This window comes from Vibrio sinensis (assembly GCF_003605645.1).
GTDB lineage: Bacteria > Pseudomonadota > Gammaproteobacteria > Enterobacterales > Vibrionaceae > Vibrio > Vibrio sinensis.
Genome location: NZ_QVMU01000005.1, coordinates 185,083 through 208,385 on the forward strand (window position 1 = coordinate 185,083; position 23,303 = coordinate 208,385).

Annotated in this window: 24 protein-coding genes; 6 read left to right on the top strand and 18 right to left on the bottom strand. The window is 45.0% G+C overall.

What is annotated here, in order from left to right:
- Positions 1-13: 13 nt before the first annotated feature.
- From cysQ to DZ860_RS08415, 4 genes are all read right to left on the bottom strand, one after another.
- Complete coding sequence (gene cysQ / locus DZ860_RS08400) at positions 14-841, bottom strand: 3'(2'),5'-bisphosphate nucleotidase CysQ (protein ID WP_120030485.1); 828 nt, start codon at positions 839-841, stop codon at positions 14-16.
- Positions 842-868: 27 nt separating this feature from the next.
- Complete coding sequence (nudE, locus tag DZ860_RS08405) at positions 869-1,417, bottom strand: ADP compounds hydrolase NudE (RefSeq protein ID WP_120030486.1); 549 nt, start codon at positions 1,415-1,417, stop codon at positions 869-871.
- Positions 1,418-1,839: 422 nt separating this feature from the next.
- Positions 1,840-2,430, bottom strand: coding sequence for a Fe-S biogenesis protein NfuA (nfuA, locus tag DZ860_RS08410; RefSeq protein ID WP_120030487.1), 591 nt, complete (start codon positions 2,428-2,430; stop codon positions 1,840-1,842).
- A gap of 103 nt (positions 2,431-2,533) precedes the next feature.
- Positions 2,534-3,265 (bottom strand): ComF family protein, encoded by a 732-nt coding sequence (locus DZ860_RS08415; RefSeq protein ID WP_120030488.1) that lies wholly within the window; start codon positions 3,263-3,265, stop codon positions 2,534-2,536.
- A 67-nt stretch (positions 3,266-3,332) separates the two neighbouring features.
- Here DZ860_RS08415 and bioH point away from each other — a divergent pair, with 67 nt between their 5' ends.
- Complete coding sequence (gene bioH, locus DZ860_RS08420; protein ID WP_120030489.1) at positions 3,333-4,118, top strand: pimeloyl-ACP methyl ester esterase BioH; 786 nt, start codon at positions 3,333-3,335, stop codon at positions 4,116-4,118.
- 122 nt (positions 4,119-4,240) lie between these two features.
- Complete coding sequence (locus tag DZ860_RS08425; protein ID WP_120030490.1) at positions 4,241-4,708, top strand: ATP-dependent Lon protease; 468 nt, start codon at positions 4,241-4,243, stop codon at positions 4,706-4,708.
- A gap of 121 nt (positions 4,709-4,829) precedes the next feature.
- On the opposite strand, the gene DZ860_RS08430 is transcribed toward DZ860_RS08425, so the two are convergent.
- Positions 4,830-7,163 carry a Tex family protein gene (locus tag DZ860_RS08430; RefSeq protein ID WP_120030491.1) on the bottom strand — a complete coding sequence of 778 codons (2,334 nt, stop codon included), beginning with the start codon at positions 7,161-7,163 and terminating at the stop codon, positions 4,830-4,832.
- A 142-nt stretch (positions 7,164-7,305) separates the two neighbouring features.
- Positions 7,306-8,202: a LysR family transcriptional regulator gene (locus DZ860_RS08435; RefSeq protein ID WP_120030492.1), complete on the bottom strand. Its 897-nt coding sequence runs from the start codon at positions 8,200-8,202 to the stop codon at positions 7,306-7,308.
- A 128-nt stretch (positions 8,203-8,330) separates the two neighbouring features.
- Between DZ860_RS08435 and DZ860_RS08440 the strand changes: the two genes are divergently transcribed.
- The gene (locus DZ860_RS08440; RefSeq protein WP_120030493.1) at positions 8,331-8,765 is read left to right on the top strand and encodes a carboxymuconolactone decarboxylase family protein; all 435 of its coding nucleotides are present in this window, start codon (positions 8,331-8,333) and stop codon (positions 8,763-8,765) included.
- Positions 8,766-8,871: 106 nt separating this feature from the next.
- Here the strand turns inward: DZ860_RS08440 and greB are convergent, their stop codons facing one another.
- Entirely contained in the window at positions 8,872-9,360 is a 489-nt protein-coding gene (gene greB / locus DZ860_RS08445; protein ID WP_120030494.1) for a transcription elongation factor GreB, read from the bottom strand.
- A 368-nt stretch (positions 9,361-9,728) separates the two neighbouring features.
- Here greB and DZ860_RS08450 point away from each other — a divergent pair, with 368 nt between their 5' ends.
- From DZ860_RS08450 to envZ, 3 genes are all read left to right on the top strand, one after another.
- Entirely contained in the window at positions 9,729-10,301 is a 573-nt protein-coding gene (locus DZ860_RS08450) for a phosphoribosyltransferase (protein WP_120030495.1), read from the top strand.
- Positions 10,302-10,451: 150 nt separating this feature from the next.
- Positions 10,452-11,171: an osmolarity response regulator transcription factor OmpR gene (gene ompR, locus DZ860_RS08455; RefSeq protein WP_120030496.1), complete on the top strand. Its 720-nt coding sequence runs from the start codon at positions 10,452-10,454 to the stop codon at positions 11,169-11,171.
- A gap of 193 nt (positions 11,172-11,364) precedes the next feature.
- Positions 11,365-12,675 (top strand): two-component system sensor histidine kinase EnvZ, encoded by a 1,311-nt coding sequence (envZ, locus tag DZ860_RS08460; RefSeq protein ID WP_120030497.1) that lies wholly within the window; start codon positions 11,365-11,367, stop codon positions 12,673-12,675.
- Between the two features lie 91 nt (positions 12,676-12,766).
- Here envZ and DZ860_RS08465 read toward each other — a convergent pair whose 3' ends face one another.
- From DZ860_RS08465 to gspD, 11 genes are all read right to left on the bottom strand, one after another.
- Positions 12,767-13,528, bottom strand: coding sequence for a type II secretion system protein N (locus DZ860_RS08465; protein WP_120030498.1), 762 nt, complete (start codon positions 13,526-13,528; stop codon positions 12,767-12,769).
- A 4-nt stretch (positions 13,529-13,532) separates the two neighbouring features.
- The gene (locus DZ860_RS08470) at positions 13,533-14,024 is read right to left on the bottom strand and encodes a type II secretion system protein M (protein WP_120030499.1); all 492 of its coding nucleotides are present in this window, start codon (positions 14,022-14,024) and stop codon (positions 13,533-13,535) included.
- A 13-nt stretch (positions 14,025-14,037) separates the two neighbouring features.
- On the bottom strand, positions 14,038-15,249 hold the full coding sequence (gene gspL / locus DZ860_RS08475; protein ID WP_120030500.1) for a type II secretion system protein GspL: 1,212 nt from the start codon (positions 15,247-15,249) through the stop codon (positions 14,038-14,040).
- Positions 15,212-16,351: a type II secretion system minor pseudopilin GspK gene (gspK, locus tag DZ860_RS08480; protein ID WP_120030501.1), complete on the bottom strand. Its 1,140-nt coding sequence runs from the start codon at positions 16,349-16,351 to the stop codon at positions 15,212-15,214. The genes gspL and gspK overlap by 38 nt, the downstream gene beginning before the upstream one ends.
- Positions 16,341-17,033 carry a type II secretion system minor pseudopilin GspJ gene (gene gspJ, locus DZ860_RS08485; RefSeq protein ID WP_120030531.1) on the bottom strand — a complete coding sequence of 231 codons (693 nt, stop codon included), beginning with the start codon at positions 17,031-17,033 and terminating at the stop codon, positions 16,341-16,343. Before gspJ ends, gspK begins: the two co-directional genes overlap by 11 nt.
- A 22-nt stretch (positions 17,034-17,055) precedes the next feature.
- Positions 17,056-17,412: a type II secretion system minor pseudopilin GspI gene (gene gspI, locus DZ860_RS08490; protein ID WP_120030502.1), complete on the bottom strand. Its 357-nt coding sequence runs from the start codon at positions 17,410-17,412 to the stop codon at positions 17,056-17,058.
- On the bottom strand, positions 17,399-17,983 hold the full coding sequence (gene gspH / locus DZ860_RS08495; protein ID WP_120030503.1) for a type II secretion system minor pseudopilin GspH: 585 nt from the start codon (positions 17,981-17,983) through the stop codon (positions 17,399-17,401). The genes gspI and gspH overlap by 14 nt, the downstream gene beginning before the upstream one ends.
- 33 nt (positions 17,984-18,016) lie before the next feature.
- Positions 18,017-18,460 (bottom strand): type II secretion system major pseudopilin GspG, encoded by a 444-nt coding sequence (gene gspG, locus DZ860_RS08500; RefSeq protein ID WP_120030504.1) that lies wholly within the window; start codon positions 18,458-18,460, stop codon positions 18,017-18,019.
- Between the two features lie 80 nt (positions 18,461-18,540).
- Positions 18,541-19,764: a type II secretion system inner membrane protein GspF gene (gspF, locus tag DZ860_RS08505; RefSeq protein ID WP_120030505.1), complete on the bottom strand. Its 1,224-nt coding sequence runs from the start codon at positions 19,762-19,764 to the stop codon at positions 18,541-18,543.
- Complete coding sequence (gene gspE / locus DZ860_RS08510; protein ID WP_120030506.1) at positions 19,764-21,257, bottom strand: type II secretion system ATPase GspE; 1,494 nt, start codon at positions 21,255-21,257, stop codon at positions 19,764-19,766. The genes gspF and gspE overlap by 1 nt, the downstream gene beginning before the upstream one ends.
- Positions 21,257-23,275 carry a type II secretion system secretin GspD gene (gene gspD, locus DZ860_RS08515; RefSeq protein WP_120030507.1) on the bottom strand — a complete coding sequence of 673 codons (2,019 nt, stop codon included), beginning with the start codon at positions 23,273-23,275 and terminating at the stop codon, positions 21,257-21,259. Before gspD ends, gspE begins: the two co-directional genes overlap by 1 nt.
- Positions 23,276-23,303: the final 28 nt, after the last annotated feature.

Sequence of the window (23,303 nt, forward strand, 5' to 3'; positions counted from 1 at the left end):
CTCGGCCTAAACTTTAATCTTTATCTTGAAGAATTTCATTCCAAGGTAAGCTTTCATCCCCAAGCACAATGAAATTAGGATTTTCTAAGGTTTCTCGTTCGTTATACGACAAGGGTTCAAGCTGAGTATTCAAAATTCGGCCACCCGCTTCTTCCACGATGCACTGCGTTGCCGCCGTATCCCATTCACCAGTCGGACCAAGTCGCAAGTAACAATCCACAGCACCCTCAGCCACTAAGCACGCTTTCAAAGCAGCAGAGCCCAAAGGTACCAAATCATAATTCCATGCACTGCTCATACGGCTCGTAATGCGGTTAATATCTTGGCGACGACTGATAGCAATGGCGATCGCTTGTTGAGGGCCGACATGCTTATGGCTTTGAATACGCACACTTTCTGACATGTCTGGAATTTTCCATGCCCCTTTGCCTTGATAAGCGTAATAAGTCACACCAGAAACAGGGCCATACACAACGCCCATGATTGGCTTATTGTTCTCAATCAAAGCAATAATTGTCGCAAAGTCACCACTGCGAGCGATGAACTCTTGTGTGCCATCTAACGGGTCAACTAACCAATAACGATCCCATTGCGTTCGCTGCTCCAAACTAATATCTGCGGCCTCTTCCGATAACACTGGAATATCCGGCGTCAATTCGCTCAGCGCTTTCATAATCAACTTATGTGCGGCGATATCAGCACTGGTCACTGGTGTCTGATCTTCTTTGGTATAAGCTTCATACTGCTTATTTTCATAGATATCGAGAATCAGTTGCCCAGCAGAGCGAGCGATTTCAATTACCGCTGGCAATAAATGGGAATAATCTTTGGTCATGGTCATAAGGTCATCCTTTGTTGCTTTCGTTCGCTATGCTCTTAGCAAACGTAAAGCAAGCAACAGTGCGGTAATACTTCGCGCTTCACTAAAATCAAGGTGAGTAAGCAGCTCTTCTGCTTGTGCTAGAGGCCAACGAACCACATCTAGCGGTTCCGGTTCATCCCCCAGCAATTGTTCTGGATATAAATCACGCGCGACAAATAATGTCATTTTGCTAGAAAAATAAGAAGGTGCAAGAATCACATCTTTTAACGGAATCAGCGTATTGGCACCAAAGCCGATTTCTTCTTTCAATTCACGGTTTGCTGCTTGCGCTGGCGTTTCGCCTTGATCAATCAGGCCCTTAGGAAAACCCAACTCATAACGTTCTGTGCCAGCCGCATATTCACGCACTAATAGGATGTCCCCTTGTTCTGTCACTGGGACCATCATTACTGCGTGTCGACCACTTGGCTTCATGCGTTCATAGGTACGTTCAACCCCATTACTAAATCGCAAATCAAGAGACTCAATAGAGAATAACTTGGATTGCGCCACAATCTGTTTAGCCAATATCTGTGGTGGTGAACGTTTAGCCACGGGGGAACTCCTTTACCTTTGTTTATCTTCCTAATATATGAGAAAACTCAGCGGATTGAAAAGAAAAACCTCGATGGTTTTTCCTACGCCAAATAACAAAAAGGGCTGGCACAATAGCCAACCCTCTGGTCTCTTATACCCAAACAACCTCAAGATACGAGTTTCAGCGAGAATGCATTGGCTTTCAGGCAAGGCAACGATTTAAAGATCTAGTGGTTCTAAATCAAAAATCGTTAACGAAGTATGAGAGCCAAGGCAACTCGCCCTTTGGGAGCGTGTCACTGACTCAATTTCTTTGTCAAATAACTTGGAAATAGAATGCTATTCCGCGGCATTATTTTCCGCGAAATCGCATCAGTGACATCGCTCTGAATCATGTATCTTGAAGTAGTTTGGGTATATACCTCATCACGAAATTGTGATTAGTAGTAAGAGTGCTCACCACGATCATGCTCTGTTGCATCACGAACGGCTGTCAATTCACCCTCGAATTGCTGCAGTAGTTCTTTCTCGATGCCATCTTTTAGCGTTACATCAACCATTGAGCAACCATTACAGCCGCCGCCAAATGCAACGATCGCCATGCCGTCATCGGTAATTTCGACAAGACTAACATGACCGCCATGGCCAGCTAACTGTGGGTTTACTTGCGTTTGAATGACATATTCAACACGTTCAATTAATGACGCATCGTCTGCCACTTTACGCATTTTTGCGTTCGGTGCTTTCAACGTAAGTTGAGAACCCATTTTGTCCGTCACGTAATCAATTTGCGCATCTTCTAAAAATGGCAAACTTAATTCATCAACGTAAGCAGATAGTTTTTCAAATGTCAGCTCAGTATCAGTAGCTTCAACCGCTTCTGGTGGGCAGTAAGAAACACCACACTCAGCATTTTGAGTACCAGGGTTCACTACAAAGACACGAATGTTCGTTCCTTCCGGCTGCTGGGCCAAAAGTTTAGAAAAATGTTCTTGAGCAGCTTCGGTAATAGTAATAGTAGTATTTGACACGACGAATACCTGAGTAATTTTGTAGGCTATTTGTTCACCATTCTACTCCTGAAAATTCTGAGATCTAGCCCTTTGCACTAAATTCCAAAAATACCACGCAAAATTATGCGGCAGAAGTTCGACATATACAGTAAATATCAATGGTTTTTACCCCTGCATCAAGCAATATTTGACACAATTGTTGAACCGTACTTCCTGTCGTCACAACATCATCCACAATCGCTACATGGCTCACAGATGGTGGTAATGATGGTGGCAATCGAAGTTGAAATGCACCACGTAAATTCCGTAAGCGCTCTTTCCTCAACATTCCCTTTTGTGGCGGCGTCGATCTCGTACGCTTAAATAACCCACCACAAGGACGATTCAACTGACGAGCCAATGCTAACCCGAGATGTTCACTTTGATTAAAGCCTCGTGTCATTTTCCTCTGCCAATGCAAAGGGACCCAAGTAATAAATTCAGCAGGCTGTGAGATACGCTCCGCCAATATGTGCGCTAACGGCTTCGCTTGCCAAAACTGACGATGGTATTTAAGCCGATGAATGTAGGTCGATAATGGAAACTGGTAATCACTCACACAATAAAGATGGCGCCAAGGCGGTGGCTGCTTTAGACAGGCACCGCACTGCTCAACTTCATCGGTCATCGGCAAGCCGCATTGCTGGCACCTCGGCTCTGCAGCAAATAACTGTTGGCACACCAAACAAAACCAAACCGATTCATGATTAGCGCCTCCTGAAACAGCCAGTTGTCGATGCATGGGCAAGCGACATAGGTCGCACCAATTAGGCAAGACGGCGAGTATGCTTTTTATGACGCATTGCGATAACATAACTGACTCTATTTGAGGGGGAGTCACTGATTGTGACGTTCAAAGCGCAGTAAAAAGGATGGAATAAGTGGCACAAATTGAGAGTTTAACAACACCGCTATTCTGGCAAGTCTCAGGACAAGGGCCTGATTTAGTCTTGATCCACGGTTGGGGAATGAATGGTGCTGTATGGCAGCAAACCGCCGAGCAATTAAGTAAACACTTTCGTGTCCACGTAGTCGACTTACCGGGTTTCGGTCATAGCCATCAACACAGTTTTGATTCTCTAGAGCAACTGAGCCAACAAGTATTAGCTTCTGCGCCTGATAAGGCTATCTGGTTAGGTTGGTCTCTCGGTGGTTTAGTCGCGACTCAGATAGCATTAACTCAACCTCAGCGAGTCTCTCATCTCATCACGGTGGCCAGCTCACCTCGATTTGCAGCCAGTAAACCTTGGCGCGGCATTCAACCCACGGTATTGGATGCGTTCACCACTCAGCTTGTTGATGACTTCCAACTCACCATTGAGCGATTTATGGCGCTACAAGCAATGGGGAGCCCATCGGCTCGTCAAGATGTCAAAGCTCTGAAACAGGCGGTACTTTCTAGGCCAGCTCCGAATCCAGAAGCTTTGCTTGCTGGCTTAGCCTTACTTGCTGATGTCGATTTACGTCCATCATTAACCGATATTACCCTGCCGACCTTACGTCTATATGGGCGGTTGGATGGTCTGGTACCGATAAAAGTCGCAGAAGATACAGCACAGTTAATGCCAAGCAGCCAACAGTTTGTTTTTAATGCCTCATCTCATGCGCCATTCATGACCGAACTCGATGCTTTTTGCCAACAAGTCGTGGATTTTATCAACCCTTAAGATATCACTGCTAAAAATTTAGTTTTCTTCAGTACTAAATATTTTCCTCAACTGGTCGATAAATAGGCGACCCCCATCAAGCGCAAACTTGGTGGGTGGGCGATGCTGAGGAGGCCTTAGTTATGATAGTGTCACCAGCGAATGTGAGTGTGCCACTTATCGCCCCATCGGTTAATGTTCAAACGGAGCAAGCTGCACGTGATAACAAAGTACGTGAGCCGATAATACCAACCGTTGCATTAACAAAAACCACTGCTGAACGAAAAATCGATGCTGATGATAAAAGGCGGCGTCAAACCGCATGGGATCCATCAGAGCACCCAAGCTATGGTGATGAGGAGCATGCTGTTGAAGCATCTCAACATGAGACCGTAGATGATCCTTTGACTCGATTGTTTGAACTGATCTCTATTCGCAGTTACAGCGAGCAGCAAGGTACAGGCTACGCAATGCGGTTTCGTTTACCTAAACGTGTAATCGATGCAGCGATAGCAGAGGGCAAAATGGCAAAGCGCAGGGTCGTGATTAAGTTTCACTACGGGCATGCTGTTGCGCCAAACACTCCTTCGGAAGTCATTGCGGTGTTGTAGTCACCCACTGTGGTGAATACCGAAAACCAAATACCGAAAAAGCCACAAAACAAAATCCCCATTCAGCAATACTGGATGGGGATTTTTTATAGGTTTAAGTTATACCAATCAAAATAAGCTTTTAGCGTTTCGCTTTTGCAAAAGCAGCGGCAAACGCACCGCCCATGGCATTGCCTTGAGGCTCATTCTTTTGGGTATTGTGACGAGTGTTGCTGGCCGATGTTGAACGCGGTGTTGATGAGTGAGGCGCAGAAGAGCGCTGAGCACGATTATCTTGGCCCGGTTCATCGCTTAAGCGCATCGACAAAGCAATACGCTTACGCTGCACGTCGACTTCCATCACTTTCACTTTGACGATATCGCCGGCTTTCACCACTTCACGAGGATCCGACACGTAACGGTCAGTCAGCGCAGAAATATGAACTAAGCCATCTTGGTGCACACCGATATCAACAAACGCACCAAAGTTCGCCACGTTTGATACGACACCCTCAAGTACCATGCCGACTTCTAAGTCAGACACTTTATTTACACCGTCAGCAAAAGTAGCGGTTTTAAACTCAGGACGAGGGTCACGGCCCGGTTTATCCAACTCTTTGATGATGTCGGTTACCGTTGGTAAACCAAAGCTGTCATTCGTGTAATCAACCGCATGCAGGCCACGTAGGAACTCGGTATCACCAATGAGGCTCTTCACCGCTTTACTGTTCTTTTCTGCAATCGCTTTTACAACTGGGTACGCTTCTGGGTGAACAGAAGAGGCATCCAGTGGGTTTTTACCATCCATAATACGCAAGAAGCCCGCACACTGTTCAAATGCCTTAGGCCCTAAACGTGCCACTTTTTTCAAAGTAGTACGCGCTTCAAAACGACCATTTTCATCACGGTAATCAACGATATTTTGCGCCATCGTGGTTGAAAGACCAGCGACGCGAGTCAGCAAGGCTGCTGATGCAGTATTCACATCTACACCCACAGCGTTTACACAATCTTCTACGACTGCATCCAAACGCTTCGCCAGCATTGCTTGGCTAACATCGTGTTGGTATTGGCCCACACCAATAGATTTAGGATCGATTTTCACTAATTCTGCTAGCGGATCTTGTAGACGACGAGCAATCGACACCGCGCCACGTAAAGAAACATCCATATTTGGAAATTCTTTTGCTGCCAGTTCTGATGCAGAGTAAACCGATGCACCCGCTTCACTCACCATGATTTTTTGTACTTTCAGATTACCGCGAGCAATCAAATCAGCGACAAAACTATCGGTTTCACGCGATGCTGTACCATTACCAATTGCAATCAAATCAACGTTGTATTTACGTACCAGCTTATCCACCACGCTCATTGCTTGGTCATATTGCTTTTGTGGTGGGTGTGGGTAGATAGTTTCTGTCGTTAATACTTTGCCCGTTGAATCGACTACAGCAATTTTAGAACCCGTACGTAGACCAGGATCGAGACCTAATGTTGCACGAGGACCCGCTGGCGCTGCCATTAATAGGTCTTTCAGGTTAGTTGCGAATACTTCAATAGCTTCGATTTCTGAACGTTCTTTCAGAGCGCCCATCAATTCAGTTTCCATGTGCATCGACACTTTAATGCGCCATGCCCAGCTGATCACTTGCTTGCGCCATGCATCCGCAGGTGCGCTGCTTAAGCTAATACCATAGTGGTCAGAAATAATCGTTTCGCAGTAAGACTGACGAACACCCTCTTCTTGAGCAGGATCCGCATTCATCGCAACCGTTAAGAAACCTTCATTACGGCCACGCAGCATTGCTAACGCACGATGTGATGGTACTTTGCTTAGTGCTTCATTGTGTTCAAAGTAGTCTTTAAATTTTTCACCCTCATGCTCTTTACCTGCCACAACACGTGCAGTCAGTTCAGCATGACGATTTAAGTAGTGACGAATTTTTTCTAACAGGTTAGCGTCTTCAGCGATACGTTCCATGATGATCGCACGTGCGCCATCAAGTGCCGCTTTGTTATCTGCAATGCCTTTATCGGCATTGGTATAACCTGCTGCTTCCGTTTCTGGGGCCGTCTGCGCATCATTCCATAGCTTATCAGCTAATGGTTCTAAACCAGCTTCAATTGCAATTTGCCCTTTAGTACGACGCTTAGGTTTATAAGGTAAGTACAAATCCTCTAAACGTGTCTTACTGTCTGCTTGTTGAAGATCTCGCTCCAACTCAGAGGTCATTTTGCCTTGGTCTTGAATCGATTTAATAATGGTTTGACGGCGATCTTCCAGTTCACGCAGATAGGATAAGCGGCTATCTAAATTACGCAATTGGGTATCATCCAATCCTCCCGTTACCTCTTTACGGTAACGAGCGATAAAGGGAACCGTATTGCCGTCGTCAATTAAGTTAACCGCGGCGGTGACTTGCTCAGCACGAACATTCAGTTCTTGAGCAATCAAATTACAGATAGCTTGGCTCATCCGTTGAATCTCTATTATTAAGGGCGTTTGTGTATATATTAGGGCGAATTGTGAAAAATCCAGCTTTCTAGCCACAATGGTGATGATTCCCTCACGGAAAATCCGTCGGTGCATTTATCACTTTGCAAAATAAATTACCCCATTAACGAGGCTTAAGCTCTGCGACCAAAAAGTCCAACCAAGCTCTAACATGAGGTTTCGGGTATTCCATACCTTTATAAATCGCATAGATTTCGCCACTACCCTCTTCACTATGGTTGACGGTCCAGTGAGGTAGCACTTCCACCAGCTGTTGGGATTTTAAGTAAGGTTCAACCATCCAAGTTGATAGCAAAAGCACTCCCGCCCCTTGCAGCGCCGCACTCAATAACGGTGAACCACCTTTTGAGATTAAATTGCCACATACAGAGACTCTTCTCTGCTCTGAATCATTAGAGAAGTAGAAGTAATTTCGCTGGCGCGCATGGCTGATCAACAAACAATTATGCTGATGGAGATCTTCAGGCTGATCAATATTGGGGTGAGTCGCGAGATACTCAGGTGTTGCCACTAACGAGGTTAAGTTAGGCATCAACTTGCGCGCTTTTAAATTGCTATCCTGAGGCGTCCCAATACGGATTGCGACGTCGATATTTTCACGATTTAAATCGACGATATTGTTATCTAAATCTAACTCAACCGTCACTTGCGGGTATTTGGCGAGAAAGCGCGGTAAGATTGACGCTATCACCAAATTGCCAAAACTCTCAAATACAGAGATGCGCAATGCACCTTTAGGTTCGGTGTTATCACCTTTCATTTCAGCGATAAGAGAATTCGTTTCTAGCAATATTTTGGCGGACTGTTGATAAAAATACTCCCCCTCTTCTGTCAAAGAGACATGACGAGTACTTCGTCTAAACAGTGTCGATTGCAGTGTATGCTCTAAATTATCGATGGTTCTTGAGACGGATGAGGGTGCCATATTCAGCACTCGTCCCGCTTTTGAAAAACTTCCTGAGACCACCACTTGGTCAAAAACTCTAATTTGATTTAACACGACGCTTTATTCCACCTTTGCAAATTTCGCAAAACTCATTTAGCTCATAGGGCTATTCTGCTTTCAGAGATTTTAGCTCACAATTCTACCTGTCGATGAGACATAACAACCAAATTAAGGGCACTATCATGAGTAATCGTATCGATATCGCAAAAATCCAACCTAAAGCATTACAAGCCTTATTAGGCGTTGAAAGTTACCTTTCAACTGTCGAACTCAGCCCTGAACTAAAAGCCCTGATTATGCTAAGAGCCTCTTTCATTAACCACTGTGCTTATTGTATTGAAATGCACACTAAAGAGGCACTTAAACTTGGTATGGAACAACAAAAGATCTTTGCACTTTCTGCATGGGAAGAGTCACCTCGTTTTTCTCAAAATGAGCAAGCACTACTACGTTTAGTGGATGAGATGACATTAATCCATCAACGAGGTGTTTCAGATTCAACTTACCAAGCATGTATTGATGCTTTAGGCGAGCAAGGTGTCGCAGAAGCAATGATGCAAATCATCATGATCAACGCATGGAATCGCTTCGCACTAGCAACCAAAATGCAGCACTAATTTCAATTTAAATTGAGACAGGATGGGCCATTAGAACACGGGAAAAATTCATCACTGTGTTTTTATGGCCTCATTGAGACAAGAACAAAACATAAAAGGAAAAATGTTATTCGAGTACCGTTTTATCGTATTCGATGGCATTGACGAACCACTCTTTCTCACCTTCAGGTGTTTTCACACTAAACTCATCATCGACTTCTTTCTTAAGTAAAGCTCGCGCCATTGGCGAATCAATAGAAATGTAGGCTTTAGCATCGCCATAAATTTCATCTGGACCCACAATTCGAAACTTCTTAACGTCGCCCGCTTCATTTTCAATTTCGACCCATGCCCCAAAGAAAATCTTACCTTCTTGCTGCGATGAATAGTCAACGACGGTTACCTGCTCTAAGCGTTTACGCAAAAAGCGGACACGGCGATCGATTTCGCGCAGGCGTTTTTTGTTGTACTGATAGTCAGCGTTCTCACTTCTATCGCCTAAACTCGCAGCCCAAGTCACTTTCTTCGTTACTTCAGGGCGTTCTTCTCGCCACAAGTAATCCAGCTCAGTCTTTAGGCGGTTGAAGCCCTCACGGGTGATCAGGTTAGTTCTCACACTAGTTATCCATCACAGTTGATATAGTTTGATTGTCGCTGTTTTTTCATTACAGGCAATAGCAAACACACTCTCATTGCAAAATCTCCATCGTTCGTAACGCTAGATCTTCATAAAGTTCGGTCTGCATAAATAAGTAACCATGATAAATGTTTGAATAACTGCTCCGGTTTTTTATCTCTTATCACACCAATATTCGCATAATTGGGACGAAAAACGTCGAAATGAGGAATGGTTTGTAGTCATAGTGTTCAGTTTTACTCGGGTAAATATTGGGTAAAAATAGTACTGAATTTGCAGCGTTTCCAAATTGCCAGCTGCCTGTAACTAATCACTAATCACTAATCACTAATCACGAGAGACGCAAGATGGCGAATGATTTACAGCAATCCAGTAATAAAGCGAACGACTCTAACCTCATTGGTGACATTCTTTATTCCAGCGAACAAATTGACCATGGGGTCTCTATCGTAGCGGAGAAGCTAAACCACACTTTCCAAAACGAAAATGTGGTGTTTATCTCTGTCGTTCCCGGTGGCATTTTGTTTACTGCGGATCTGATTAGAAAGCTCAGCTTTGATGTGAAACTCGATTATGTTTCTTGCCACCATACTCCGGGGTCTCGAACTAATAACTCCCCGATTATCTATCAACAAAATATTAGCATTGATGGTGCGCATGTCATTTTGCTTGATGATGCGATCGAGTCTGGCGGCACAATGAAGCGAGTCGCCGCGTTTTTTGCCGAGCAACAGGGCGTACAATCCGTCTCTATCGCGACACTGTTTGTGAAACCCGGCCGAATTGATATTCCTTTCACTCAATATTTTGCTTATGAAATGGATAACGATGACATGGTGATCGGTTATGGCTTATCGTGGCAAGATCGCTTCAAAAACTTGCCATACATAGCCAAGCTCGCTCAAAAAGATGAGTCATAAATAGCGTCATTATTGAGAACTATTCGTTCATATGGCTAACATATTCAACAAAAACCGAGCTTAAGATAAAAAGAGTAACAATTTGGGCAAGCGCGATTTTCCAAACAGTGATACATTTTTCACATAGATGCTTGTGATTAAGGTGTTTCAATGCAGGAAAATCATAAAATATTAGTGGTTGATGACGATGCTCGTTTGCGTGCGCTTTTAGAGCGATACCTTTCTGAACAAGGTTTCCAAGTACGTAGCGTAGCGAATGGCGAACAAATGGATCGCTTATTAACGCGTGAAAACTTCCACTTGATGGTACTCGACCTAATGTTACCGGGCGAAGATGGACTTTCTATTTGTCGTCGTCTGCGTAATGCAAACAATACGTTACCTATCTTGATGCTAACGGCAAAAGGTGACGAAGTTGACCGTATTGTTGGCTTAGAGGTTGGGGCTGACGACTATTTACCAAAGCCGTTTAATCCACGTGAGCTATTGGCTCGTATTAAAGCGGTACTGCGTCGTCAAACTGTTGAATTGCCTGGAGCACCAAGCAGCGAAGAGTCTGTAGTCGAGTTTGGTGAGTTTCGTCTGAACTTAGGTACGCGTGAAATGTACCGTGGTGAAGAGCCAATGCCGCTAACGTCTGGTGAGTTTGCTGTACTGAAAGCTCTCGTGACCAACGCGCGTGAACCTCTTTCTCGCGACAAGCTAATGAACATGGCTCGTGGTCGTGAATATTCCGCGATGGAACGTTCTATCGACGTGCAAATTTCTCGCTTACGCCGCATGCTTGAAGTTGACCCAAGTAAACCACGCTACATCCAAACGGTATGGGGCTTGGGATATGTATTTGTCCCAGACGGCAAAGAAGCATAACGTTTAAAATAAATAGTCAGTGCGAGAAAATCTTCTCGCACTTGTTTTTTTACGACCTGCTTTTTTAGCCATCTCTTTAAGTACTCAGCTCTTTAAGTACCCAGCTCAATATCAAATTAAGCGGCCGTTTTCGCTATCGAAATCATCGAGCTAAACCACCGCCAATACTCTCACCATCAACAGGATTTTAACTATGCGTATTCGCAGCTCGTTAACTCAATCCATTCTTCTTTTTGTCACGCTGCTGATCGCCAGTCAGGTTTACTCCTACTACGCGGTATTCAACTATGCATTGATGCCAAGTTTGCAGCAGTTCAATAAGATCCTGAGTTACGAAATCAACCTGATGCTTGATGATTCAAAGAACCTTGAAAATGGTCTAGGAATGGATGCTCCGCTCCGCCAACGTGTTTTAGAACAGCTTGGCGTCACCATTCATGCAGAAAATAGCGAAATAGCACAAGAATACAAACACGCTATTTCGATTGATTTGATGAGTGAGGAGATGAGCCATCAACTCGGCACACCGACCGATGTACGCATGTTGCTTGGCGATGACAGCTATGTCTTGTGGTTGAAGATAGAGTCGCTACCAGGGTCACTGATTCGAATTCCACTCTCCGAGTTGCAAGAAGAGGATTTCGCTCCTTTATTTCATAATAGTTTAATGATGGCATTACTGATTATTGCGGGCGGCTGGCTGTTTATTAGAATGCAAAACCGGCCTCTGATAGCATTAGAGAAAGCCGCAAAGATCGTCGGAAGAGGGGAAATTCCTCCACCGCTAGTTGAAAAGGGCGCATCAGAAATTCGTTCAGTGACACGAGCATTCAACCGTATGTCTAAAGGCATTCAAGCCTTGGAAGAAGACCGTGCGTTATTGATGGCTGGGATTAGTCACGATTTAAGAACGCCACTCACGCGCATCCGACTCGCCACTGAAATGATGTCACCTGATGATAGCTACCTTGCAGAAGGCATTATTAGTGATACTGAAGAGTGTAATGAAATCATCAGCCAGTTTATGGATTACCTTAAACCGGTCAATGTGCAGTCATTTGAAAAGGTAAACCTCAATGATATCGCTTCCGATGTCGCGACATCAGAGGGAAGCTATGACATCCAGATAGATACGGAATTCGAGCCAACGATCAAACAGGCTCACGGTAGCCCTATTGCGATTAAACGCGCAGTAAGCAACTTAGTCACCAATGCGATTCGCTATGGTAATGGCTGGGTCAAAGTAAGTTCGGGGATGACAGCTGACAGCAAGCTAGCTTGGTTATGTATTGAAGACAATGGCCCAGGTATTGAACCGAGCCAAGTTGCAAAACTATTTGAACCATTTACTCGAGGTGATACCGCACGAGGCAGTGAGGGAACCGGATTGGGCTTAGCGATTGTCAAACGCATAGTGAGCCAACATCACGGCTCTGTCGTGGTCAACAATCGCAGTGAGGGCGGGTTAAAAGTACAGATTAGCTTCCCGACACGTAAAATCTAACTTCACTTGGTTTATCTAGCCCCAAATGTAAACGGCCCCAGTCATTGACTGGGGCCGTTTGTGTTTCACTCTTTATTTATGCATATGAGCATTATAAGCGCCCTTTGTAGCTAAAGTGATATTGACCTTTAGCATCAGCACTCGGTAGCCACTTAAGCTGCTGTGCAAGCGCCTCAGGGAATTCTGCTTGCGGTTTAAACCATGCTTTCGCATCGTATTGCTTTGCCGACGATAGCGTTGCAGAAAATTCACTGCTCACCTGAGCGCTGTCACTTGAGCCACGCACTTCGAGTCGATTGTCACTACACACGATATCAGCCACAACCGGGCCGACGGTTAAATCAGCTAACGGCGTACCAATCGTATTCGTATTCCAAACCAATGCACCGCGACCACTTTCACAATAAGGCTGGGCATATTTCAGTTGTTTAATACTCAGCTCTAATGGACCTGATAGCCCAAGAGGAACTGGCAGTGGTGGTGCCATCTTTACAACTTGTTCCACTGGCATCGAAGCGATGAAGTTACTCAAGGTGATCCCTGACATTCCATAACTCACGGTTCCTCGGCCTTTCATCTGCCAATCACTACCACGACCAAAACGGACATTAGCTTCAACATGACCGGTTAACAGTTTAAGTGGTTGAATCGTCCAACTCACATTGCCAACTTGGGTACCTTGCCAAACAACACTGCTGGCTTGGCCTTGCCAAAGGGTGCCACGTACACCATTAATTTTCAGCTGGTTAGGTAATGGCGCTTGCGCCACAACCAACTGGGCAGGTAAAGAAACGATCGCGCTCGTCAAAAAAACCAAAACAACCGCAATGATGAGTAACACTGTTTTTTTCACCGAATCATCCCTTACTTAACTGTAGGCGTTTCACTTCCACCATACCGTCTCGGTCTGCTTTATCGATATCTAAAAACATCACGTTAACGCCATGGTTTTCCTGCATATCTGCAACCCAATTTAGGAATTGGTTGAACGGCAAAGGCTGCACCCATACCTGTAATTCTTTACCTCGAGGCTGAACTCGCACCAACTCCACATTATAACGGCGAGCCGATGAGGAGACCGCTTGGTTAAGTGGCAAGCTAGAAACAGAACGTCCACCTTGGGCTCGAAGTTCAACAATTTGATTGGCTTGGTTTTTCACCCAGCTCAATAACTGTTTTTCACTTTGAATGCGAGTTTGAGCCATTTCTGCACGTTGCGCGACAGGTTGAAGTACCAACCAATAAATCGCGCCTATCGTAAGCAATACAGAACAAATCATCACTAGACGTTGTTCTCTTAGGCTAATGCTACCCCACCAGCGTAGTAAGGATTCTCGTAAATTTGCCATTAGATTGTTTTCCTCACAGACGCTTTAATACCAGCGTACCATTCACTTGGTTACCGGTTTTACTTAGCTGACCCTGTTCCACATTAAACTGCTTTGCCAATTCAATTCTTGCTTGTTCAAAAGACTGAAAGTCTTTGCTCTGGGCTTGCAAGCGTAACTCACCACGACCTTGATCAAACTTAAAGCTTACCAAGATAAACCCTGGCACTTTCGCCAGCGCCGTTGGCAGTTTGTCCAACCAATTCAAAATCGAATCATCACTGCTGCCACCCGATAACACTGCAGTTTCACGTTCCATTTCGCGCTTTAAATAACTCACGGTTGGAATTCGCTGCTTACCTTGCATCACCGAACGGAATATACGCTCACTCTCAGCACGATAAGCTGCCGCTTGTGCTTCTGCATTTTGAGTCTGCATCACATGGCTGACAAATAACACCGCCACCAGCACGCCCGCGGCAACGGCTGTTTTTTGCCAAACTTTTAAGTGACGCAACGCTGAAGACTTAGGCTTGAGCTTCCCTGTTAACAGGTTAATTTTGCTTTTTATTGCCTGTTTGGCCAGTAAACTCATCACTAACTGTGGTTCATCATTGTGCCACTGCTGATCATCTGCCAATTCCAGTGTCGGCAGCGCAGAGTAGGCGTTCAGAGGTAGATATTCCCCATCCTCTTTAACCCAGTCAGATTTTGCCATCATGGCTAGCCAGTCAGATTCAACCACCATGCCTTGATAAGCTGATTTCTTTAATAGCCAATTACCCGCCAATTCAACCGCCGCTATTCCCTCAACATCAGGCAAGGCAAGTACATCCGGTAGAACCTTACGTACGTTAAAACCCTGCTCTTGCAGTTGTTGGACCTGCGCCTCTAGCCAAGCGAGCTCCACAGCACAAACCTGTGCTCGGCCATCTTGTTTGTTCAACACGTTAAAATGCAATTGATCGACATCTTGTGCGATATCATCTTCAAGTAGATACGGCAACATGCTATCAAACTGACGACTCGCTCCCGCAGGGATCTCGACGTTTTTTAAGATCACATCCATCCCAGATAACAGAACGATTGTCGGTCTCTGGTTTGCATATGAGGCTATGTCTGACAAAGGTTGCCCCATCATCAAATCACCGCTAGCGATCACTTCATGCTGGTTTTCAGACCAAACTAACCATTGCCTATTAGCTGTATTACTTTTGCTCAGCCGAACGATCAAAAACTCGCTCACCGATTCCTCCAAAGCGACGGCGTATTACCGTTGCAGTTTCTCTGTCATCGCTAAATAGTAAGCTTCGAACTCGCACTCGCGAGTGGTCAACTTCTATGGTTGCATCCAATTCAAAGTAAGCGCTATCGACTGTTAAGTAGCCTTTAACCTGCTTCTTTTGCTGTTCTTTTACACTCGCTAATGCGGGTTCACTTAAAAAGTCATCGACATTGTCCCACCCATCAAAAGGGCGATCTTCTAATATTTTTTTTGCATCACTTTCTGCTAAAGCCGGATGAAACATCGCCGCCAACAGTGCCGCGTTATCGACACTGATCGTATTCACATTCAACCGAAATTCAGTGGTTGGAAGCGCACACACAAAGGGGTGCACTTTCTCCATCACTTGAGCACTCACTTGATAGACAGAGCGTAATTCACTGCTATCCGCTAATAGAGAATTTGCTGTCATATAAGCGGGTTTTAGTGACTCATAAGTACTATCTTCCACACCCACGGTCGAATTGATCGCGCCGTTGTTATCAACAAATTCCCACAAAGATTGAGCCGCTATCTCTGCTTGATAATTTTCAACACCCTGCTCTTCTAGTAACACTTGCAGTGTCTCAACCAAGTATGGCGTCTTATCCGTTGTCGTACTGGCTTCAGCACTTGCCAGTGCATTGAGATTGAAGCACGCTTGCTTGTCGACTAAACGCCCGACCAAGGTTGCATTCTCAAGTGGATAGGTTTGCTCTTCCAATGCCCAAGGTTGAGATAAGTTAATGTTATCACTGTCTTTAAAGCTTTGTTCAATACCCACCTTGGCTAGCGATTCAACGCCAACGCTATACCAATAAGCTTGTTGGTAATTGAGTTGATTCTCTGTACGTTTAAATTGACTAAACAAACGTTCCGACATCGTCGCCGCAATGGTCGCCATTATCGCTAATAGCATTAACACCACAATCAAGGCGACACCTGTTTGGCGCGCTGAATGCTTAGGCCGAGCATAGTTACGTCTTTGGCCTCTTTTGAGTTTTTGACCTGTTTTACGCTCTTGTTCTATTTTACGTACTGAGCTTTGGCCTGTTGCGTGTTTTAGGTGAACGCTATTTGTCATCGTTTTCACCCTTTGCACCGACCAGAGCACCACCGCCCGTTAAGTAAATACGTTCAATATCGCCAAAGTCTTTTAGCTTCAATCGAACCGATACTCCTGCAGGTAATTTGCCTGGCTTATCCCACGTCATTTGCCAAGATTTATCATCAAAAAAACGCATATCGAATTCTTCAACGCCATCTATCAAAGGCATCACTATCGGCTCTTGTCCGGCTGGGGTATCGACATAACGCCACCACAAACGCTCTAAGACACCATCTTTAATTCGGTAACCAACCTTAGTCACTTCTCCTCGTGGAAATTGCTGCTGAGGATTGTGCCATCCGGTGCGCGCAAACATGACGCCTCTTGCATCCGAATCCAATAAGTAATCTTGCCAATGGATCAAGTTCTTACTTGGTGCTTCACCATTGGTTCGTGATTGACGCAGCGCCATTTGACGAAAATCGTTGTCCATGAAAACCAGTGCGCGTTGCAAGGTTTTTAACCGCTGACCACGCTCTAGTGAAATTTCGTTGCTTCGCTGTACTTGATTGAGCACCTGATATGCGCCCACACTTAGGCTCGCAAAAATAGCAATCGCCACCAGTACTTCGATTAGCGTGAAGCCTTTGTTTCGAACACTGCTTTTTCGAGTACTGGTTTTTCGAGTGCCGCTCTTATGAACATGACTTTTTCGAATAGCGGCGTGGTCAGTACCTCGTTTATTTTGCAAGGTAGCTCCTCACGGTCACGATAGACGAACCTGTTTTCTTCGCTGAAACACTCACATCAAACGCTTGTAGCAATCCATCAGAAGTGGGGACCGGTGTTACCGTCCAAAACCACTCTCGACCCGCCAACTCTTCTTTACCCGTTTGTTTTTTTAACGCCTGTGGTTGTAACGTGACTTTGGCTAACTGATTATCAGCAACCATAGCGGCAAACGTTTTTTCTTCTAAATAATTTAAGGTATTGATGTGCTGACTCACCGAACGAATCGTTGCTATAGCAGCCGTAGCAAAAATGGCTAAAGCGACTAACACTTCAATAAGTGTCATGCCTCGACTACGCGTCTTCATCCAACTCTCCCGGTGCGAGCAATAGTATTTGACCATTCTCTTTTGCCACAACATGCCAAGCATCTTGTTTGGTCTTGTCATTCTTTGGATAAATAGCAATCGTAAAGGGTGTGACTTCACCACTCGCTACGATAAAAATTTGTGGCGGTGGCAACGCCTTTTTCTCTTCAAACTCCGCAAACATCTCTTCATCAAACAAACTGCCCGGCTTAAACAAGCGGTCATCATCTTGCCAAGCATCTCCCCCAAGCTTCAACTCGATCGAAATATCTTCTGGTAGATCCGTTTGCTCGGGAATTTTATTCACGGTTAATGCTTGCCAACCATCAACGCTCATTTGCTGCAAAAAGTATTGGCTTTTAGCTTCATCAATCCGTAAACCAAAATCCTTGCCACTGAGCATTGCTTCTTCATTTAGCAGTTGCAGTCGCTGCCAAAGAGCATTCGCGTGTTGCTTTGCTTCATCTTTGCTATTGCTTGGTAGCGTGCTGATCACTGCAACCGATGCCAAAGACACCAACAACAGCACCAGCAACACTTCTAAAAGCGTAAAGCCTTTGTTCTTCACCATAAGATAAAAATGGCGGCCTACGCCGCCATAGCCTTATTGAAAATCTTGCAGATTCCAGTTGCCAATATCGACACTCGCACCCTCACCACCTTCTTGGCCATCAGCACCAAGAGTGAAGATATCTACTGAGCTCTTATCGCCAGGGCTTAGGTATTGGTATTCATTACCCCATGGGTCGTTAGGTAGACGCTTAATGTAGCCACCGTCACGGTAGTTTTTTGGCTCAGGGTTGGTCGGCTTGTTCACGAGCGCTTCTAAACCTTGATCCGTTGTTGGGTAGATATGGTTGTCGATTTTGTACATATCGAGTGCATTTTCTAATGCAACAATATCGGTAATCGCTTTTTGTTGATCGGCTCTTTCTTTGTTACCCAATAGGTTTGGTACCACGAAGCTAGCCAAAATACCCAAGATGACCACAACGACCATCACTTCTAATAAAGTAAAACCAGTTTGTTTTTTTGTTTTGTTTTTCATTTTGTTCTCCAAAAGGCAAGCACGAAGTTGGAATTGAATAGCCCTGATTTTTAGGCCGTGCAATATAAAACAAGAGCGTACTAGCCACTCATTAAATTATTCATTTCTAGAATCGGCATCATAGTTGCCATCACAATAAATAGAACCAATCCCGCCATCAAAGCAATCAATGCTGGCGTGAAAATACCCAATGCAATATTCACCGTCGACTCGAAGTTCTGGTCTTGGTTATCTGCAGCTCGAGTTAACATGCTTTCTAACTCACCACTTTGTTCACCACTGGCGATCATGTGTAGCATCATGGGCGGAAAAAGTTTGGTTTGCTCCAGTGATTTTCTTAAGCTTACCCCCTCTCGGACATTATCTGTCGCGAGTAAAACCTGCTGCTTAACGTAATGATTCGACATCACGTCTACCGCCACTTTCATACCATCTAAAATAGGAATAGCACTGGAGGTACAAATCGAAAGCGTACGAGCAAAACGGGAGGTATTTAAACCGCGCGATATCTTGCCGGCAATCGGCATGTGTATCACCTTTTTGTCCCAACTTAAGCGAATGCTCGCTTTGGTAAGGGCAAATTTAAACAGATACCCAACAATCACAATGCAAGCTAAGAGCAATAAGCCCCAATTTTGGATAAATTCACTGGAAGCGAGCAAAATTTGTGTTGATTGCGGTAGTTCTTGTCCCATTTGAACAAACTGACCCACAATTTTTGGTACGACAGCCGCTAACAAAAACGCTACGATAGCGACAGCAAAAACCACCAGCACCACCGGATAAATCATCGCTTGTTGTAGCTTTGAACGCATTTTTTGGCGATTCTCAGCGTAATCAGCCAGACGCTCTAGTACCGAATCAAGATGACCAGATTTCTCCCCCGCCGACACCATTGAACGGAACAGATCATCAAAAACATGAGGAAAATCCGCCAAACTATCCGATAACGTATAACCTTCGGTCACTTTAGAGCGAACCGCTAGCAACATGGTGCGAATACGAGGTTTCTCAGATTGCTCCGATACCGCTTTTAAACACTCTTCAAGCGGCATACCAGATTGCACTAATGTGGCTAATTGGCGGGTAATCAACGCTAAGTCCGGCGTGCTAATACCGCGCTTGAAGCTCATTGAAGTCGATTGGCTTTGTTTGCTGGCTTTTTGACGTGCTTCCGTTACATCAACGGGAATCAGCCCCTGCTCTTTCAAACGAGCACGAACTTGACGCGCATTATCGCCCTCAATCACTCCTTTTTGAGTTTTGCCTTTCGCATTCAGAGCTTTGTATTCAAATGCCGCCATTATGCTTCCTTGGTCACTCGCATCACTTCCTCTAACGAAGTCACACCACGAAGAACCTTTTTCAAACCATCTTGGCGAATACTTGGCGTCTTACCACGTATTGCTTTTTCAATCGTCTGTTCACCCGCTTCGCTGTGAATAAGCTCTTGTACCGATTCATCAACAATCAGCAGTTCGTGAATACCGGTTCGTCCGCGATAACCTTTCTGATTACAGTGTTCGCAACCATGAGGCTTGTACAGAGTTAACGAATCGCTTTCTTGTAGGTTAAATAGTTTCTTCTGTTCTTTGTCGGCGGCATACGGCACCTTACAGCTAGAACACAATGTACGCACCAAACGCTGAGCTAAGACACCAAGCAGTGAAGAAGAGATCAAAAACGGTTCAATCCCCATATCACGTAAACGCGTGATCGCACCAATCGCCGTGTTGGTATGCAATGTCGACATAACAAGGTGACCGGTTAATGAAGCTTGAACCGCAATTTGAGCGGTTTCTAAGTCACGAATTTCCCCGACCATCACCACATCCGGATCTTGACGAAGGATGGCACGTAAACCGCGAGCAAATGTCATATCTACTTTTGGGTTTACTTGTGTTTGACCGATACCATCAATATCAAATTCAATCGGATCCTCAACCGTCAGAATATTGCTTTCATTGCTATTCAGCTCTTGTAACCCAGCATACAAGGTTGTCGACTTACCCGAACCTGTCGGCCCTGTTACCAAGATAATCCCATGCGGGCGCTGAATCATATGACGGAAGTTTTCATGGTTTTCTGGCGTCATACCTAGGCTGTGTAAATCTAAACGGGTCGCGTTTTTGTCTAGTAGACGCATTACCACACGCTCACCGTGAGACGACGGCATGGTTGAAACACGCACGTCGACAGCACGACCTCCAATACGCAATGAAATACGACCATCCTGAGGGACACGTTTTTCTGCGATATCAAGTTTCGCCATTACTTTCACACGAGACACTAATAATGGCGCAAGCTTACGACTCGGTGACAATACATCACGCAATACACCATCGACACGGAAACGAATCATCAACGTCTTTTCAAAAGTTTCGATGTGAATATCCGACGCGCCTTCTTTGATCGCCTCACCCAGCATCGCATTGATGAGTTTGATGATCGGTGCATCATCTTCGGACTCTAATAAGTCTTCATCTTGCGGTAAGTCTTCTGCGAGCGAAAAGAAGTCATCGTTATCGGCACCAAGGTCTTCCATCAACTGACGTGCTTCTGAAGAATCACGCTGATAGGCGCTGGTTAACTTACTTTCGAACTCTTGTTTCGATACGGCTTGCAGAGCAAACGGCTGATTTACAACACGCTTCACTTCCACTAAGGCTTCCATCGCGATTGGCTCGACATAACACAAGGTTAAGCCACTTGGTGTGTATTCCAACACCAAGTGAAATCGATTCGCAAAACTAAATGGCAAACGACGATAGTCCATCGCCACATCAGCATCGATCATTACTTCGTTTCCATCTGTTCAATAAATGCCTGAATTTCAGCAGGATGACGACGGTCATCACCAAATTTAGGTAATACTGGAATATGATCGTCAGCCATTAACTTCAAACCCTCTTCCGCTTTATAGAGTTGTTCTGCACGAATAAAGTTGTACTTACGCTGGGTAATACCGTCTGCTGTCACACCATCACGAATGATGGTTGGCTTGATGAATACCATCAGGTTCTTTTTCTCAACCTGAGTACTGGTTGATTTGAACAAGTGACCCAATATTGGAATATCACCCAATAGCGGTACTTTTGATTCACTTTCTAAAGCACGCTCATCAATAAGGCCACCAAGCACGATCATTTGACCATCTTCCACGATAACGGAAGTGTTCAATTGGCGCTTAGCAAAACGCACGTCAACCGCACCGTTTGCACCAAGCACGTTAGAGACTTCTTGCTCAATATTAAGTTGAACTGAGTTACCTTCGTTAATTTGTGGTACGACTTTAAGCTTAATACCGACTTCTTTACGATCCACAGTTTGGAATGGGTTATCGTTGTTTGAACCCGCCGCTGAGCCCGTAATCACCGGTACTTCTTCACCCACAATGAAAGAAGCTTCGCCGTTATCCATAACGGTAATACTCGGTGAAGACAAAATATTCGAATTAGAATCCGTCGAAACAGCGCTAATTAATGCCGTCCAGTCGCCCATCACTAAGCTGACTGCCGCACCATTCACACCTGCAAGGGCAGAAGCTAACGTATCGTAACTACCTGATTCAGTTACAGTATAAGGAACTCGATTGCCGTTACTATCATTGTAGTATTCCGTACTCGTTTGATCCTTGGCTTCTTCCAAGCCAATCATCACTTGCCCTAACGGCGCGCCCGTATTGCCATATTGAACAACAGCACCGGTTTCCAATGAGCCCCATTGCACACCAAGGTTAATACCATCGCCCTCTGCCATTTCGACAATCAGCGCTTCAATCAACACTTGCGCACGGCGGATATCTAACTGAGCTATCACGTCATGTAGCGCATTCATAATATCTGGCGGAGCCGTTAACACTAACGCGTTAGTATCTTTATGTGCAGCGATCATCACGTTAGAGCGTTGTGCCGAAGCCGATTGGCTCCCAGATGATTTCTCAGCTTGCAGGTTATCAGAGACACCTTTTAGTACGTCGACGAGATCTTCCGCTTTCGCGTATTTCAAGTAGACCACTTTGTTGTTGCCTTTGGTCGCCATCTCAACATCAAGTTGCTGGATCAGTTTACGCAGACGCTTACGCACTTGCGGATCACCCGAAATCAGAATTGAGTTAGTGCGATCGTCCGCTACTAGCTTAGGCTGCAAAAATGCAGGAGTGTTCTTACTATCTGAAGACTTATTTAATGCATCAACAATTCGCACCATTTCAGCGGCAGAAGCGTTTTTAAGATCCACCACCTCAATCTCTTTGTCACCCGCTTGGTCAACACGTTTGATGATGTCTGCCAAACGGTTTACTACCGCCGCTCGACCAGTAATCAGGATGATGTTGGCTGGATCGTAGTGAACTACGTTACCCGCACCCGCATTATCGTTCAGCTGACGTAGCAAAGGAGATAGTTCACGAACGGAAACGTTACGAACTGCCACTACGCGAGTCACAACTTCATCACCTTTTACGTGACCATCGCCCACGACTGGAATTGCCGAGGTTTTCGCGTCTTTTGACTTAATAACTTTGAGTACACCGTTGTCCATTTCAACAACTGCGTAGCCATACACTTCAAGGACATTCAGGAAAAAGCTGTAGTATTGCTCTTCGCTAAGCGTGTCATAGCTGCGCACATCAATTTTGCCACGCACAGACGGATCAACAATGATGGTTTTTTCTAAGTTACGTCCAACAATATTGATAAACTCTTGAATGTCTGTGCCTTTAAAGCTCGCACTATATTCGCTTGCTGATACCAGCGATGGCGCCACTAAACTTGCGGCTAACAGCCACGCGCTTTTTTTAAGCCAATGCTTCACTCTTTACTCCTTAAAGGATTCATCTTTG